16 protein-coding genes are annotated in these 16,265 nt (G+C 65.3%); 11 read left to right on the top strand and 5 right to left on the bottom strand.

Annotation, left to right across the window (positions count from 1 at the left end):
* Window positions 1-82: 82 nt before the first annotated feature.
* Genes HF955_RS10690 through HF955_RS10680 form a run of 3 tightly spaced genes read right to left on the bottom strand, consistent with a single transcriptional unit; the run spans window position 83 to window position 3,774 of the window.
* Window positions 83-1,093 (bottom strand): ABC transporter ATP-binding protein, encoded by a 1,011-nt coding sequence (locus tag HF955_RS10690; RefSeq protein ID WP_291075125.1) that lies wholly within the window; start codon window positions 1,091-1,093, stop codon window positions 83-85.
* The gene (locus tag HF955_RS10685) at window positions 1,090-2,703 is read right to left on the bottom strand and encodes an iron ABC transporter permease (protein ID WP_291075124.1); all 1,614 of its coding nucleotides are present in this window, start codon (window positions 2,701-2,703) and stop codon (window positions 1,090-1,092) included. Before HF955_RS10685 ends, HF955_RS10690 begins: the two co-directional genes overlap by 4 nt.
* 6 nt (window positions 2,704-2,709) lie before the next feature.
* Window positions 2,710-3,774, bottom strand: coding sequence for an extracellular solute-binding protein (locus tag HF955_RS10680; RefSeq protein ID WP_291075123.1), 1,065 nt, complete (start codon window positions 3,772-3,774; stop codon window positions 2,710-2,712).
* Between the two features lie 228 nt (window positions 3,775-4,002).
* Here HF955_RS10680 and HF955_RS10675 point away from each other — a divergent pair, with 228 nt between their 5' ends.
* The 5 genes from HF955_RS10675 (at window position 4,003) to HF955_RS10655 (ending at window position 8,917) form a co-directional block, all read left to right on the top strand.
* A complete protein-coding gene (locus tag HF955_RS10675; protein WP_291075122.1) occupies window positions 4,003-4,251 on the top strand; it encodes a hypothetical protein in 249 nt (82 codons plus the stop codon).
* Between the two features lie 38 nt (window positions 4,252-4,289).
* Window positions 4,290-5,450 carry a glycine oxidase ThiO gene (gene thiO, locus HF955_RS10670; RefSeq protein ID WP_291075121.1) on the top strand — a complete coding sequence of 387 codons (1,161 nt, stop codon included), beginning with the start codon at window positions 4,290-4,292 and terminating at the stop codon, window positions 5,448-5,450.
* 145 nt (window positions 5,451-5,595) lie between these two features.
* Window positions 5,596-7,173, top strand: coding sequence for an ABC-F family ATP-binding cassette domain-containing protein (locus tag HF955_RS10665; RefSeq protein WP_291075120.1), 1,578 nt, complete (start codon window positions 5,596-5,598; stop codon window positions 7,171-7,173).
* Window positions 7,174-7,240: 67 nt separating this feature from the next.
* Window positions 7,241-8,413: an acyl-CoA dehydrogenase family protein gene (locus HF955_RS10660; RefSeq protein ID WP_291075119.1), complete on the top strand. Its 1,173-nt coding sequence runs from the start codon at window positions 7,241-7,243 to the stop codon at window positions 8,411-8,413.
* A gap of 129 nt (window positions 8,414-8,542) precedes the next feature.
* Window positions 8,543-8,917: a hypothetical protein gene (locus HF955_RS10655; protein WP_291075118.1), complete on the top strand. Its 375-nt coding sequence runs from the start codon at window positions 8,543-8,545 to the stop codon at window positions 8,915-8,917.
* An 84-nt stretch (window positions 8,918-9,001) separates the two neighbouring features.
* On the opposite strand, the gene HF955_RS10650 is transcribed toward HF955_RS10655, so the two are convergent.
* Both HF955_RS10650 and HF955_RS10645 read right to left on the bottom strand, forming a co-directional pair.
* Window positions 9,002-9,628, bottom strand: coding sequence for a sulfotransferase family protein (locus tag HF955_RS10650; protein ID WP_291075117.1), 627 nt, complete (start codon window positions 9,626-9,628; stop codon window positions 9,002-9,004).
* Between the two features lie 100 nt (window positions 9,629-9,728).
* Window positions 9,729-11,741, bottom strand: a complete 2,013-nt coding sequence (locus HF955_RS10645) for an EAL domain-containing protein (RefSeq protein WP_291075116.1) — start codon at window positions 11,739-11,741, stop codon at window positions 9,729-9,731.
* Window positions 11,742-11,910: 169 nt separating this feature from the next.
* Between HF955_RS10645 and HF955_RS10640 the strand changes: the two genes are divergently transcribed.
* The 6 genes from HF955_RS10640 to HF955_RS10615 all read left to right on the top strand — a co-directional run bounded on the left by HF955_RS10640 (window position 11,911) and on the right by HF955_RS10615 (window position 16,263).
* Complete coding sequence (locus HF955_RS10640) at window positions 11,911-12,159, top strand: DUF3297 family protein (RefSeq protein ID WP_027837971.1); 249 nt, start codon at window positions 11,911-11,913, stop codon at window positions 12,157-12,159.
* A gap of 60 nt (window positions 12,160-12,219) precedes the next feature.
* Window positions 12,220-12,804: an NnrU family protein gene (locus tag HF955_RS10635; RefSeq protein ID WP_291075115.1), complete on the top strand. Its 585-nt coding sequence runs from the start codon at window positions 12,220-12,222 to the stop codon at window positions 12,802-12,804.
* A gap of 3 nt (window positions 12,805-12,807) precedes the next feature.
* On the top strand, window positions 12,808-13,209 hold the full coding sequence (locus tag HF955_RS10630; RefSeq protein WP_291075114.1) for a GFA family protein: 402 nt from the start codon (window positions 12,808-12,810) through the stop codon (window positions 13,207-13,209).
* Between the two features lie 69 nt (window positions 13,210-13,278).
* Window positions 13,279-14,115, top strand: a complete 837-nt coding sequence (panB, locus tag HF955_RS10625) for a 3-methyl-2-oxobutanoate hydroxymethyltransferase (RefSeq protein WP_291075113.1) — start codon at window positions 13,279-13,281, stop codon at window positions 14,113-14,115.
* A 70-nt stretch (window positions 14,116-14,185) separates the two neighbouring features.
* Window positions 14,186-14,917 (top strand): hypothetical protein, encoded by a 732-nt coding sequence (locus tag HF955_RS10620; protein ID WP_291075112.1) that lies wholly within the window; start codon window positions 14,186-14,188, stop codon window positions 14,915-14,917.
* The gene (locus tag HF955_RS10615) at window positions 14,914-16,263 is read left to right on the top strand and encodes a PQQ-binding-like beta-propeller repeat protein (RefSeq protein ID WP_291075111.1); all 1,350 of its coding nucleotides are present in this window, start codon (window positions 14,914-14,916) and stop codon (window positions 16,261-16,263) included. The genes HF955_RS10620 and HF955_RS10615 overlap by 4 nt, the downstream gene beginning before the upstream one ends.
* Window positions 16,264-16,265: the final 2 nt, after the last annotated feature.

Below are 16,265 nucleotides of genomic sequence, written 5' to 3'. Positions count from 1 at the left end.
TCCTGTAAGTTGCATCTACGACCCTGATTTTATGGGAGCCGGCCGTGAATGGCGAGGGCTTCCTCGCAGGATGACGGAAATGTCAGGAATCGGCTGACTGGAAGATGAATGTCAGGGCCGGATCCAGCCGGATGCCCACTTCCTCGCCCTCTTCCGGTGCAGCCATGCGTGGCACCAGCGCGGTCAGCATCTGTCCCCCACACGCCAGGACCAGCCGGCACAGCGGCCCGGTCAGCTGGCTCGAGACAGTCTGCGCCCGCACCGGGGAGTCCGCGTCCAGCAAAACGCCTTCCGGGCGTACGACCAGTTCCGTTCCGTCCGGAAGCCCGGTCCCGGCCAGTCCATCCGGCACGGCATCCGACGGCAGGCGGCTGACCGGGCCCAGCGCAGCCGCAATCGCTGCGCTTTCCGGCGTCAGATAGATGTCCGCCGCAGACCCCTGCTGCAGCAGGCGACCGGCTTGCAGGATGGCGATGCAATCGGCGCTCTCCAGCGCCTCGGTCGGATCATGGGTCACCAGGAGCGCCGGAATGCCGGCCGCCCGGATCGCCGCCAGCGCCGTGTCGCGCACGCTGCCGCGCAAGGCCGGATCGAGGCCGGAGAACGGCTCGTCCATGAGGATGGCAGCCGGCTCGGGGGCCAGCGCCCGGGCAATCGCGACGCGCTGCTGCTCGCCGCCGGACAATTCATGCGGATACGCCCCGGCCCGGCCGCTCAGTCCCAACCGCTCCAGCCAGTCGGCGGCGATGGTGCGGGCCACCTCCTTGCCGCGTGATTTGAGGCCGAAGGCGACATTCTGCGCGGCGGTCAGGTGCGGGAACAGGGCGAAATCCTGGAAGATCAGCCCGATCCGGCGCTTTTCTGCCGGCACGGTCCTGCCGACCGAAGACAGAAGCTGGTCGCCAAGGCGGATATCGCCATCATCCAGCGGCTCAAGGCCTGCAAACAGGCGCAACAGGGTCGACTTCCCCGCACCGGACCCGCCGAGCAGCGCCGTGATCTTGCCGGGCTCCAGGTCGAGACTGACCCCGTCCACCACGGCGGACGCGCCATAGCGACGGGTCACCGCCTGCGCGGTCAGATGGGCAGTCATTGGGTGTCTCCCGGTCGCGAATGGCTGAGCCGCCAGGACAACAGGATCACCGGCAGCAGGCCCGCCAGCGTGATCAGAAGGGACGGCAGCGCCGCCGCTGCCAGACGTTCATCCGTGGCATAGGCATTTGCCCGCACAGACAGCGTGTCCCAATTGAACGGCCGCAGCATCAGGGTTGCGGGCAATTCCTTGAGCGATTCAACAAACAGGATCAGTGCACCAGCCATGGCGCCTGATAGCGCGACCGGCAGGTCAACGGAAACCGCGCGGCGCAGCGGCGAGGCACCGAGGCTTTCAGCAGCATAGCCCATGGAGGCCGGCGCGCGGCCGAGCGCCGCCACCATCGGCTCGGCGCCGGACGTCGTGAACCGGCTGGCATAGACCCAGGCCAGCGCCGCGATGGCGCCGATCCCGGTCAGGGTGAAACCGAGATATCCCATCACGATCAGCGCGCCGAGTGCCAGCACCGCGCCCGGAATCGCATAGCCGGTGGAGGCCATCAGGCGGGCAAAGCCGGCCACCAGGCCGCGCTGCCTGGCGGTCAGTGCAATCACCAGCGCCAGCACGAAGGCCAGCGCCGCGCCGGCCCCTGCCAGGATAAGCGTGTTGACCAGCGCCCGGCCGATCGGCGCAATCTGGTCGCGCGTCTCCAGCGTCAGCCAGATCAGACGCGAAACGGGCAGGACAAACGCCACCAGAAAGAGCAGCCCGCAGGCAGCCGAAGCGCCGAGCCCTGCCCAGAATGGCAGGCGGGTGCGCGAGACCGTGCGCCAGCGCGTCGAGCTTTGCTGGCTGCCGGCGCGCCCGCGCGTATGGCGTTCCGCCAGGACAAGCCCGATGACAATCGCCACCAGGACGAGGGCCAGCCGCGCCGCGGCCGCGGCATCGCCGAAACTCTGCCAGGCCCGAACGATGCCGAAGGTCAGGGTCGGCACGCCCAGATACTCCGCCGCGCCATAATCGGCCGCCGCCTCCATCAGGGCGAGGGCCAGGCCTGCGGCAATGGCCGGGCGGGCAGCGGGCAGCGCCACCTGCCAGAACCGGCGCAGGCTGCTGGCGCCCAGGCTGCGGGCGGCTTCCAGCGCGCACACCGACTGGGACACAAAGGCGGCTCGCGCCGTGAGATAGGCATAGGGGTAAAGCGCGCAGGCCAGCACGAATGCCAGGCCCGGCAGGTTGCGCATGTCCGGAAACCAGTAATCCCGCGCCGACCAGCCGGTCGCCTCACGCAGCGCCGTCTGGAACGGGCCCATTACCCCCATCAGGTCCGCATAGGCATAGGCCAGCACATAGCCGGGCGCCGCCAGCGGCAGGATCAGCAGCCATTCGAACACGCCCCGCCCCGGAAACTGGTACATCGTTACCAGCCAGGCCGACGGCACCGCCACGCCCAGGATCAGCACGCCCGTCAGGAACAGCGTGCCCAGCGTGCCGGTCGTGTATCCGGCCAGCAGCGTGTCGCGAATATGGATCCACGCATCGCCGCCGCCATGGAACAGCCCCGCCACCAGCGTCACCATCACCGGCACAGCAATGATCAGGCCCGCCAGAAAGGCGGGCCCGTCAATGCTCCGAAACCGGAAGCGGCGTATGGCGGTCAGCGTGCTCAACCAGGATCAGTTCCAGCCGGCCCGGTCATAGATGGCCTGAGCCTCGGACTGGTTCTCGCCCAACCGGTTCAGCGGCAATTCGCTTTCCTTGAAGTCCGGAGGCAGGCGGTCCAGCCCCGCCGGCTGCTCGGCGCCGGACACAAGCGGAATTTCCTTGGTTTCGGTCGTCAGGAGGAACTGGCCTTCCTCTGTGGTCAGCCACTCGATGAACTGGATGGCGGCCTCCTTGTGCGGCGCATGAGCGGCCACGCCGGCGCCGGTCACATTGACATGCGCGCCCCAGCTGTCCTGCTGCGGGAAGGACAGGCTGGTCTTCTCCACCGTGGCACGCTGGGCCGGCGAGCCCTGGGTCAGGCGCACCCAGTAATAATGGTTCACCAGCGCCACCGAACACTGACCGGCCGCCACGGCCTCGATCTGGGTCGTGTCACCGCCCTGCGGCGGACGGGCGAAATTCGCCACCACGCTGCGCGCCCAGGCCTCGGCCGTGTCGGCGCCCAGCCGGTCGATCAGTTCGCCCATCAGGGACAGATTGTAGATGTTCGTGCTGGACCGCATGCAAACCTCGCCCTCGAACGCCGCGCTGGCCAGGTCGGCATACTCATCCACCTGGTCCGGCGTCACGCGGTCGGGATCATAGACGATCACGCGCAGCCGCTTGGTCAGGCCGAACCAGTTGCCGTCCGGGTCGCGGAAGTGTTCCGGCACGCGCTCGGCCAGCACATCCGATTCGATCGGCTGCATCAGGCCGGCATCCTTGAAGCGGTAAAGTGTCCCAGCATCGGACGACAGGATGACATCGGCGGGGCTGTTGTCCCCTTCTGCCTTCATGGCCTCCAGCAATTCGGCCGCGCCGGATTCGCGAAAGCGCACGCGGATGCCGGTCTCTTCCTCGAACCGCTTGTACATCTCCTTGTCGGAATCATAGTGCCGGGCCGAATACACATTCAGCGTCCCGGCCGGTTCGGCGGGGAGTGTCGCAACTGCTTCAGTTTCAGCCGTTTCCGGCGACGGCGCGCCGCATGCGGCAAGGACAATGCAGGCGGTGGCCAGGGGCGCATACCATTTCATGGAACCAGGTTTCCCTTCAGAACGTTGAAGCCCCGTTGAACCACAGTTGAGAATGGATCGCAACGAGCGAGATGCGCGACGTTTTTGCCCGAAAATTGCACATTCGCCTCGAAAGACCGGTTATGTTCCGGAAACCCGTGCCACCGAATGAAGATTGCGGTAAGGGTGGAAAGATACAAAGATGATCCAGCAAGCTGGACACAAGATAACGTGATGAATGGGGACGACATGAACGATATCGTGCTGGACATGGACCTTGGCTCACCAGAGGAAGACGCGTTGCTGTCCGCCACGCTCGACGCCTTCATCACGGAGCAGCTGGCCCGCGACATCCAGGAAGGTCCCCAGATGATCGTGCGCACGGCATTCCGGCCCAGCGGCCAGATGTGCAAGGAAATCGTCTTCCAGAACCGGAAATGGGCAGACGCCTTCCAGCTGTTCTGGGAAAGCCAGAAATTGCAGGCCGGCGCCGCCTGACCGTTCAAATCCGCCGCGCAATGGCCTAGATAGCGCCGATGACCCGCGCTGACCGCCCTGCCGGCTCCCTGCCTCGTATCGCCATTGCCGGAGCCGGAATCATCGGACTGAGCTGCGCGCTGGAACTCGCCCGGCGCGGCGCAACCCTCACCCTCTACGATCCGAACCCGCCCGGACGCGGCGCCAGCTGGGCCGCCGCCGGCATGATCGCCCCGGCCTTCGAGGCCGCCAGCGAAGCGGGCGTCCACCCCCGCCTGTTCGATCTCTGCCTCGAAAGTGCCCGCCTCTGGCCGGAATTTGCCGCGCAGCTGGAAGACGAGAGCGGCCAGTCCGTCGGCTATGCCCCCGGCCCGTCTCTGGCCGTTGCTGCGGATGACGCCACCGCCCGGCACCTGGACGGCATTCTGGAGACGCTTCAGGCCCGCGCCCTGCCCGGCGAACGGCTGGACATCGCCGCCGCCCGTGCCATCGAGCCCGCCCTCTCCCCGGACTTGCGCGGCGCCCTGCGGCTGGAAACCGATGGCCATGTCAACAATCGCGCCGTTGTTTCCGCGCTGATCGCCCTGTGCGAACGCCACCCCGCCATCACGCTCGAACAGTCCGCAGCCCCGATCCGCTCCACCGGCAGCGCGCTGACCATTGACGGCCACGACCTTTTGCTCGTCACCGCCGGCTGGCAAAGCGCCGCGCTGAAAGTGACCGAACACGGCAAACACTTCAGCCTCGTGAACTGGGAAACCGCCCTGGACGAGATCGACACGTTTGGTGGCCAGATGCTGTCAGTCGCCCGTCGGGCCAGCCATCCTGACACGACGCTGCGCGCCGGGCCGATCTACATGGTGCCGCGTGGCCGGGAACTCGTCATTGGCGCAACGATGGAACCGGGCCGCACCACCGGCATGCCGAACACGGACGATATCGCCGCGCTTCTGTCGCGCGCCGCAACCATTGTGCCGTCGCTGGCGAATGCGCAGATTACGTCCACCTGGTCCGGCGTCCGCCCCGGCACGCCGGATCTCGCCCCCTTCCTCGGACAGACGCGCCAGCCGAACATGTTCGTCGCCGCGGGCCACTATCGCAATGGCATCCTGCTGACCCCGATCACCGCCCGCATCATCGCCGACCTGATGCTGGGGGAGACCGCAAATCCCCTCGCCGAGGCATTCACGCCGAACCGGAAATTGCCCGCGCAGGCCTGATTTTGCTTGAACTGCGCCGCGGAATGCGTATGTAGACGCCTCGATCCGCAGAGACACCATCCCGAGACAATATTGGAGGCCAGAGACATGGATTACGCAAAGCCCACCGCTTCGCTGACCCGTTCCATGATCATCCGGCCTGCCCATGTCTTCTCTTCTCACGCTCGATTCGCTTTCCCTCACTGCGCCTGACGGCACCCCGCTCTTTGACGGGCTGAGCCTGTCGCTTGGCCGCGAACGCATTGGCCTTGTCGGGCGCAATGGCTGTGGCAAGTCCACGCTGCTGCGCGCCATTGCCGGCGAGATCACGCCCGCGCGCGGCACGCTGTCCGTACACGCCCGGCTGGGCCGCCTTGCCCAGATTGCCGATGAGTCGCTGACCCTCAGCGAAACCCTCGGCGTGGCGGAAGACCTTGCCCGGCTCGCGAGTCTGGCGGCGGGCGATGGCACGCTGGAAGATGCTGAGCTGGCCGACTGGACGCTGGAAGCCCGGCTGGAAGAGACCCTCGCCTCTACCGGCCTGCGCGACATGCCGCTTGATACCCCCATGTCACAGCTCAGCGGCGGCGAACGCACACGCGTGATGATCGCCCGCCTGCTTCTGGAACAGCCGGACATCCTGCTGCTGGACGAGCCAACCAACAATCTCGATACGGACGGGCGGCGCGCCATCGCCGACCTGCTCGCCCAGTGGCGCGGCGGCGCACTCATCGCCAGTCATGACCGGGACCTGTTGGAACAGGTCGACCGGATCGTGGAATTGACCCCCATCGGCGTCACGATCTTCGGCGGCGGCTGGAGCGCCTTTCGCGACGCGCGCGACGCGGCCCGCGCCCAGGCCGAAGCCGACCTCACCCGCTCCGCCAGCGCCCTCAAGCGCGCCGAAACCGACGCCCAGCGCGCCCGCGAGAAACAGGACCGGCGCGAGAAGCTGGGCCGGGCGACCCGCGCGCGCGGATCCCAGCCAAAGCTCGTGCTGAATGCCCGCGCCGAACGCGCCGAACACACATCCGCCCGCGGCGACCATCTCGCCGGCCGCCTGGTTGGCGACGCCGCAGACGCCTTCGAGGCTGCGCGCGCCAGGGTCGAAATCACCGCGCCCATCTCGATGGATGTGCCGCGCGTCGACCTGCCCAGTTCGAAAGATATCCTCCGCCTGAAGAACGCCGTCGCCGCCTTCGGGGATCGTCACCTGTTCGGCCCGCTCTCGTTTGAGCTGCGCGGCCCGCAACGCGTCGCCATTTCCGGCCCCAATGGTTCGGGCAAGTCGACGCTGATGCGGATGATCCTCGGCGAGATCGCCCCCGTCTCCGGCACGGTCGAAACGCTGACGCCGCGCATCGCCCGGCTCGACCAGCATGTCAGCCTTCTGCCGCAAGAAGGCTCCATCCTCGACGCGCTCCACGCCGTCCAGCCGCACCTTACCCGCAACGCCGCCCATGCCGCCCTCGCCCGCTTTGCCTTCCGCAATGAGGCCGCCCACCAGCCCGTGGCGACGCTCAGCGGCGGCGAACGCCTGCGCGCGGGCCTCGCCGCCATCTTCGCCGCGCCCGAGCCGCCCGAACTCCTCCTGCTGGACGAGCCGACCAACCATCTCGACATGGCCACGATCGAAACCCTCGAAGCCGCGCTCAACGCCTATACCGGCGCCCTTCTCGTCATCAGCCACGACCCGGCCTTCCTGGCGGCCATCGGCATCACGGACCAGATTGCGCTCCCCTGACGCAGGGCCATCGCTGGACGGGCTTGCCTGCCCGGCCTAAGTCTGGGCGTCAGGAGGATACCGTCACATGCACCAGATCGCGCCGATGAGTGAAGACCAGGCCGCCATCAAGGCCGCCGTCGAGAAAACGCTCGAACCCTTCGGGGATGAGTATTGGGCGAAGACCGACGAGACCGGCAACTGGCCGGAGGAATTCTGCGACGCCATGGCCGCGGGCGGCTGGCTGGGCATCGCCTTCCCCGAAGAATATGGCGGCGCGGGCCTCGGCCTGACCGAAGCGGCGCTGATGATGCAGACCGTCACGCGGACCGGCGCGGGCTATTCCGGCGCCTCGGCCATCCACCTCAACATTTTCGGGCCCAAGCCCCTGGAGCGGTTCGGCAATCCGGAGCAGAAGCGCGAAAACCTGCCCAAGATCATCTCCGGCGAGGAGAAGATGTGCTTTGCCGTGACCGAGCCGAATTCCGGCCTCGACACGTCCAGCCTGGAGACCAAGGCCGAGCGCACCAATACCGGCTATGTCATCAATGGCCGCAAGATCTGGACGACCGGGGCCCAGCGCGCCGACAAGATCCTGATCATCGCGCGCACCACGCCCAAGGACCAGTGCGCCAAGCCGTATCTCGGCCTGTCCCTGTTCTACACAGACCTCGACCCGAACAAGATCGAGCGCCAGCCGATCCCGAAAATGGGCCGCAAGGCGGTGGAGTGCAACATGCTCTACATTGACGGTCTGGAAGTGCCGAAAGACCACCTCATCGGCGAGGAAGGCGAAGGCTTCAAATACCTGCTTCAGGGCCTGAACCCCGAGCGTGTCCTGTTCGCGGTGGAATCCATCGGCCTCGGCTTTGCGGCGCTGGAACGTGCGGCGACCTATGCGAAAGAGCGCGTCGTCTTTGGCCGTCCGATTGGCCAGAACCAGGGCATCCAGCATCCGCTGGCCAGGGCCTGGGCCGAACTGTCGGCCGCCGAAATGCTCGCCTACAAGGCTGCCGGCCTCTATGATGCCGGGCAGGATTGCGGGGCCGAAGCGAACGCCGCGAAATATCTCGGCACCGAGGCCGGCTTCCGCGCCTGCGAGACCGCCGTGCTGACACATGGCGGCATGGGCTATGCCAAGGAGTACCATGTCGAGCGCATGATGCGCGAAGCCATGCTCGCCCGCATCGCCCCGGTCAGCCGCGAGATGATCCTCAACTTCATCGCCGAACGCGTCCTCGGCCTGCCGAAGAGTTACTGATTGATCCGGGGACAGATTTCGACCTCTCCCCGGCCCTGAACACCGAAAACCCCTGATCTGCCAAGCAGGTCAGGGGTTTTTCCTTGGCCGCTATCCGGCAGGGCCCTGACGTGTGGCAGGCTGTCACGCATGGACACGCTGTTTGCCCCTGTTGCCCTGACGCACCGGGATCTGGAGCCCTACCGGTTCTGGATCTGGCTGCAGGTCGTGGCGCTGCGCCTCTATGTGCGCGCGGTCCGGGGCAAGGGCGTCATCTTCAGCGTCCTCATTGACCGGCATGGCAATGTCGAACTGAACTGGATCGGGAAGCCGCCCGAAGCCCTGACGCCAGACCCGCTCAGCTTCACCCCCTCCAAAGCCTATCAGGCCGCCCTCACCGGCCCCGAGCCCGCTCATCCCGGCGCAAGCCGGGACCTCCTGCAAATTGCCGCGCTGCCTCAGCACTGCAGCGCGAGCACCCTGCACATCATCACGCGGCACCCGCTGCCCCTGCCGGACACCTGACCGGGCTTTTCCCTGTAGAAAATTCAGCCCACGATCGAAGCGCCCTCACAGGCGTCGCACGTGCTGGTGCAGTTGCTTGTCTTTCTACAGATCGTCTGCCTTCTTCATATGCTCGAAGAATTCTTCCTTGCTGTTGGTTCGCGGATAGGGCGCGTCCGGGACCGGCACGCCGAGGAAGGCGCAGAGGGGCGCCCAGCCCTCCTTCGCCGAATGCACCAGAAGGCGCCCGGCCGGAATGGCGGCCTTCACCGCGGCCTCATGCGCCTCGAAGGCGGCGATGATGCCATCCCGGTCGCGCGCGGTGCCCAGGCTGCGCTCCAGCACCTTGGAAACCATGCGGAACCAGTCCACTGCGGGTGGCGGCCAGGATGCCTCATCCCAGACCGTGGCCAGGATGGTCTCGGAAATACTGTTGTACCAGCTTTCGGCCGAACGAGACGACAGGATCACTTTCGCATCCGGATAGGCGACTGCCAGTTCCTGCCAGAAGGCGGCCGTCGGCCAGTCCACCGCTGCGCCATAGCCTGAATAGATCGCCTCGAAGTCCGGCTCGCCGTTCAGGGCCGCATTCCAGAGCGGCACCTGCGCATCGCCATTCCCGATCACCTCGATCATGTGGTGACATGGCCCGAAACCCAGTTGTTCCAGGGCCAGTTTCAGGGACATTGTCCCTGTGCGCCCGAACCCGGCGCTGAATACCGATAGTGTCATGTTTTCCCTCACCTGCCTGTCTGCGGCGTCCCGGGAAAACCCCTATCACGGAAAATCCGGCCGGCACAGGAAAATCGATTCCCGTGCAGACCGTTTGAGGTCAGGCCACGTCCCGCGCCTGCAGCGGCAGTGCCGAGCCGAGCCCGTCAAAGGTCAGCTCCCCTTCCAGATAGGGCTGCATCTTTTCGGCCGTCAGCGGCGTGGAGAAATAATAGCCCTGCACCAGATGGCATCCGGCAGACCGGACATAATCCAGCTCTTCCCGCGTCTCGACACCTTCGGCCACACAGGCGATGGAGAGCGAGCGGCACAGGCGGCTGATCGTCCGCACGAGGCCGAAACTCTTCTCCTTGAAGTCGATCGAGGCAATGAAGCTGCGGTCGATCTTCACAATGTCGAATTCCAGTTCCTGCAGATAGCGCAACGAGGAAAAGCCGGTTCCGAAATCATCGAGCGCGATCTTCACGCCCAGTTCGCGGAACTTCATCAGATTGTTGCGCACTTCCTTGAAGTCCGTCAGCAGCGAGGATTCGGTCACCTCGATACAGATGCGTTTGCGCAGGTCCGGCGACTGGCGGATCAGCATGGAGGCCAGCAGGTCCGTGCACTGGCGGCTGTTTACGTCCTGCGCGGACAGGTTCACGGCAATGCGCGCCGTCTCCGGCCACACTTTCAGCTGGGCAATCACCTTGCGGAACACGGCCAGGGTCATTTCCTGTGTCATGCCGGCCTTTTCCGCAATCGGAACAAACTCGCTCGGCGGCACCATGCCGATTTCCGGATTGTCCCACCGGGCCAGCGCTTCGCAGCGGCGGATCGCGCCGTCCCGCGTGTCGATGATCGGCTGGAACACAAGGTGGATTTCCCGGTCCAGGTCGGCATTCTTGAAGGCCTGGTGCACCAGGACTTCGCGGCGCTTGCTGGCGGCATGATTGGACGAGAATTCGACCACAGAGCCCACCGCGCTCTCCTTGGCACGGAACAGGGCAAAATCGGCCTGCTCCAGCAAATCCTTCGCCGAGGACACTTCGAAGCTGCGCGACGACAGGCCGACCGAAGCGGAGACGCGGCTGGTGTCACCGCTTGGCAGCATCACCGGATTGCTGATTGCAAACACCAGATCGTTCGAACATTTCAGCGCATCGTCGCGCGACGTGTTCCAGGGCAGCACATAGGCAAACTCGTCGCCGCCAAGCCGGGCGACCGTGCCGCCGAAGCGGGCGGCGGCCGCCTTCATGCGGCTGGCGGTCTCGACCAGGACCGCATCGCCGGCCGAATGTCCGAAGACGTCATTCAGCGGCTTGAACCCGTCCAGGTCGACCAGTCCGACAATCGGCAGCTCCCCGTCCGGCGCGCGCTCGAAAAACAGATTGATCTGTTCGAAGAACCGGCGGCGGTTCGGCAGGCCGGTCAGCGTGTCCGACAGGGCCAGGAAGCGGTTCGATTCCGCCAGCCCGGATGCCCGCTCGTTTTCGGAAATCAGTTCATTGTGCAGCATCACAGACTGAACGATGCGCTGCTTGTAGTTGTAGGAGACCTTGAAGAACACGCCATAGGACACCGCCATCGGCACGACCATGAAGCCGTAGAAATACGGATCATGCGCCACAAAGACGAGGCAGAAGACCAGCAGCGTGCCGGTGAGGCCGACCGCCACGATTCGCGGACGTGGCATCGAACACATCATGCCGACCGGTCCTATCAGGCCGGTGAACAGGGCCAGCTGCGATTCCTGGACGCCCAGCGCATACGGCCACAGCATGGCCACCCAGCCGCCGATGACGGCGAAGATGACCAGTGACCCGTATTCGATCACTTTGAAATCGCGCCGGGCGCGATCGGGGTCGATGACATCGACATGCGAGTCGCGCCAGTGATTGATCCGCAGGATGCTGGCGACGATGAACAGGCAGGGCAGACCGATGGTCAGATAGAGCGGCGCCCGGTCCAGAAAGCTCAGCCCGAGCGAAAGCGACGCGACGCACAGCATCGAGTACAGGGCGGTCAGGTTTTGCGATGTCGCACGCATTTGCTCCATCATCACGGCCTCATCGAGGGACCGCGCGTTCTGAAGCATCGTTCTGTAATGCTTGATGTCGGAGAGATTTCTCATGACAACCCACTTTGTTGTGCATTGTCCATTACAGGCTGTTCCATAAGGCCCGGTTTAGTTGCAGGCAAATTCCACAAGGCCTTGTTAACCCTGCCTTCATGGTCTGGAACCGGCGCGCCCTTGCGCAAATCCCCTTGCAATTCCCGCCGTCGCTGGCAAAGAGCGGGACATGACTGACACGCTCCCAGACCGCCTCGCCCTCGACCCGGCCAGCAAGTATCACGACGCAGACCTGCTGCAGCGGGAAATCGGCGTGCGCTTCAACGGCACCGAGAAGACCAATGTCGAGGAATACTGCATTTCCGAAGGCTGGATCCGCGTCGCCGCCGGCAAGGCCGTCGACCGCAAGGGCAAGCCGCTGACGCTGAAATTGAAGGGCGACGTGGAAGTCTGGTTCAAGGATTCGGGCGACGCCTAGCGCTTCCGGCTTTCCCGGCTGCCAGACTCCGCCTAGTCTGCCGCCCGGGAGGACATTGCCATGCCATATCTGATTGCCGGACTGGTCCTGTTTTTCGGGATCCACCTGTATTCGGCATTCCGCAGCCGCGCGCCGGGACGGGATTTGCGCCGGCGGCTTGGCTACGCGCCCTTCATGGGCCTTTACAGCCTTGTCGCCATCGCGGGATTTGCACTGATCATCTACGGTTACGATCAGGCCCGCTGGATGGGATCGCTCTATTTCGCGCCGGACTGGGGCCGTCATGTCACGATGGCGCTGATGCTGCCGGCCATGATTGCGCTGGCGGCTGCCTATCTGCCGACCGGCCGCATCCGGAAAGCGCTCAAGCACCCCATGCTGGTCGCCGTGAAGCTGTGGGCGCTCGGCCACCTGATCGCCAATGGCGAGTGGAATTCGGTCATCCTCTTCACCAGTTTCCTCGCCTATGCGGTGATCGACCGGATCGCCGTGAAGAAGCGCGGCGACACCGGCCCCGATCCGGACACGCCGCCCTCCACGCTGGGGGATGTCGGCGCCCTGGTCATCGGCACCGGCGTCTATCTCGCCCTCGTCTTCCATTTGCACCAATGGCTGATCGGCGTGCCGGTCCTGCTGCGGGGATAGGCCATGCAAGCCCGGTGTGCCTGCGGACAGCTGACGGTCACCCTGCCCGATGACCTGACGCCCGCCGTGGTGGCGTGTCATTGCACGGCCTGCCAAAGACGGTCGGGCTCCCCCTTCGGTGTCGGCGCCTACTATCCCCGCGCCACGCTCGCCTTTTCAGGAGACACCCGGTCCTGGACCCGGCACGCCGACAGCGGCGGCGCTTTCACGACCCATTTCTGCCCGGTCTGCGGGTCCAGCGTCTACTGGACCACGGAGAAGCATCCGGATGCGGTGGGCATAGCGGTCGGGGCCATCGCGGACCCGCATTTTCCGGCGCCTGTCCGGTCTGTCTGGGAAGAGACCCGGCATGACTGGGTCGAGATCACGCCGGCCACCCAGCACTTTCCCCGCGGCCGCAGCTGACCGACCGGCTGCGGCGCCATCCGAGGGTGCCGCTTGCCCGCCCGTCTGAGGCAGGCTAAGCCGCTGGCCATGTCGAAACAAACCCGCATCACCCGCAAGACCGTCAAGGACATCGCCGCCGCAAAGGGAGGCAAGCCACTGGTCTGCCTGACCGCCTATGACGCGCCGATGGCCGAAATCATGGACCCGCATGCCGATCTCATTCTGGTCGGCGACAGCCTTGGCATGGTGGTGCATGGCCTGCCTTCCACGGTCGGCGTCACGATGGACATGATGATCCTGCACGGTCAGGCCGTCATGCGCGGCAGCCAGCAGGCCTTCGTGGTGGTGGACATGCCCTTTGGCAGCTACGAAACCAGCGAGGACCAGGCCTTCCTCAATGCGGCGCGGATCATGAAGGAAACCGGCTGCCAGGCCGTGAAGATCGAGAGCGGCGCCTATGCAGCCACCCAGATCGCCCATCTGGTCGAGCGTGGCATCCCGGTCATGGGCCATGTCGGCCTGCGCCCGCAGGCGGTCAATGTCGATGGCGGCTTCCGCGCCAAGGGCCGTACCGGGTCCGAACGCGATATCGTGCTGAACGAGGCCCGCGCGGCCGACCGGGCCGGCGCCTTTGCCATCGTCATTGAGGGCGTGGCACGGGATCTGGCCGACGAGATCACCGCCGAAGTCAGCTGCCCCACCATCGGCATCGGTGCCTCGGCCAGCTGTGACGGTCAGGTTCTGGTGACCCAGGACATGCTGGGCCTGTTCGACTGGGCCCCGAAATTCGTGCGCCGCTATGGTGATTTGCGCAGCGAGATCGATGCCGCCATCGGCCAGTTCGCCGCCGATGTCCGCGCCCGCGACTTCCCCGGGGATGCGGAGACCTATTCCCTGCGAAAACCTGACGCCAAACAGCCCTGACTCATTGCAGCGGCGCGCCGGCGCGTCTAGGTTCCCCCACGATATCAGATTACCCGATCGGAGCGCCCCGTTGAGCGACATTTTTGACGAAGTCGATGAAAGCATCCGCCAGGACAAGATGGAGAGCCTGTGGAAGCGCTACAGACCCTTCATCTATGGCGCGGCAGCCTTGCTGGTCGGCGCCGTGGCGCTGAACGAATTCGTATTGCGCCCGCAGGCCGAACAGGCCCGGACAGACCGCGCCATGGCTTTCGAGACCGCCGTGAACCTGCTGGAAGACGACAAATATGTCGAAGCCGAAGCGGCCTTCCGCGAACTGGCCGAGGGCAATGGCCGGATTGCGCCGCTGGCCGCGCAATATCTGGCCCAGACCCAGTATGAAGGCGGCGGCGATGCCGCCGGCGCCACACGCACGCTGTCGACCGTGGCGGCCGTCGAAGGCAGCCCGTTCGAACGCCTCTCGATCCTGAAGACCGCGTATTTCTCGGTCGACAACCAGTCCCTGGCAGACCTCGAAGCCACGCTCGGCAGCCTGGTTGACGAGAGCAGCCCGCTCGGCGCTCTCGCTCGCGAACTGGTCGCCGCCAAGGCATTCGAGACGGGCGAGACGGCCCGCGCACGCCAGATGTTCAATCGCCTGCGCTTTGACGCTGCCGCGACCGAAGGCGTGAAACGCCGCGCCGAAATCGCGCTGGAAGCCATCCCGCCTGCCCCGGCTGGCGAGGAAGATGAAACACCTGACCTGACGGATGCGGGCGCTGCGCCCACCGACACCGCCGACATCGAGGAGACTGGCCAATGAGGCTTTCGCGCCCACTCAAGCTGACCGCAACCGCTTCGGCGCTGGTCGCGCTGGCGGCCTGCAGCAGTGTGCCCTTCTTCGGCAGCTCCGGAGACAAGGACAAGGAACAGGTCGACAAGGCCGGCCGGGTCACAATGGTGCTGACGGAGGAGGCCATCGAGCCGAAGCCGGAACTGGCCACGGAATCCATTGAATTGCTGCCCGCTGCCGACATGGCCTCCTGGCCCGAAGCCGGCGGAACGCCCTCGAAAGTGCCCGGCCATGTGATTGCCGCACCGCAGCTCAAGGTCGCGTGGCGCAATTCCGTCGGCAAGGGATCCAGCAACAAGTCTGCTGTCAGCACCCCCCCGGTCGCAAGTGAAACGGCCATCTTCACGCTCGACGCCGACCAGACCATCTACGCCACCGAACTCTCATCCGGACGCACGCTCTGGAAGAAAGAACTGAAAGGCCTGACCAAGCGGGACAAGACGGCCCTTGGCGGCGGTCTCGCCATCAGCGGGGACACGCTGATCGTGGCCAGCGGCTTCGGGTATGTGGCCCGGCTCAACGCAGCCGATGGCAGCGAAGTCTGGAAGCGCGAACTCGGCGTGCCGATGACCGGCGCCCCGACGGTGAAGGATGGCAGCATCTTCGTGGCCTCCAACAATAACGAGATCTTCTCTCTGGACCTGCAGACCGGCGACACCGAATGGAGCGACCAGGCCATCTCCGAATCGGCGCGCGTGCTCGGCAGCCCGAGCCCTGCCGCGATCGAGGATTTTGTCATCGCCCCCTATTCGTCCGGCGAGATCATTGCCTACCTGGCCAACAATGGCCGGCGCCTCTGGACCGATGCGATCTCGCAGGCGGGACGGTTCACCCCGATCTCCGAAATCAACGATATCGGCTCGCGTCCGGTCCTGGCAGGCGGACTGGTGTTTGCGTCCAGCCAGTCCGGCATCACGGTCGCAATTGACGGCCGGTCCGGAAACCGGGTCTGGGCCCGCCCGATCGGGTCCACCCAGGCACCGGCGCTCAGCGGCCAGCAATTGTTCGTCATCGGCACCAACGCCACTCTGGCGGCGCTCAATGCCGGTACCGGCGATGCCTACTGGGTGACCGAACTGCGCCAATACGAAAACGAGAAGAAAAAGAAGAAGCGGATCAGCTATGCCGGGCCGCTGCTCGCATCAGACCGCATCCTGATCGTTTCCTCGCGGGGGGAAGTGCTCGCCTTTGATCCGCAGACCGGTGAACAGACCGGCTCTCTGGACATCAAGGACACGGTCTATATCGAACCCATCGCCGTTCAGGGGAAAGTCTTCCTGCTGACAGACGATGCCAAACTGGTTGCCATTCAGTAACG

The sequence above is a fragment of the Hyphomonas sp. genome (genome assembly GCF_017792385.1).
GTDB lineage: Bacteria > Pseudomonadota > Alphaproteobacteria > Caulobacterales > Hyphomonadaceae > Hyphomonas.
The sequence above is the reverse complement of the archived record's forward strand: the minus strand, read 5'-3'. Positions and strand labels throughout refer to the sequence as shown.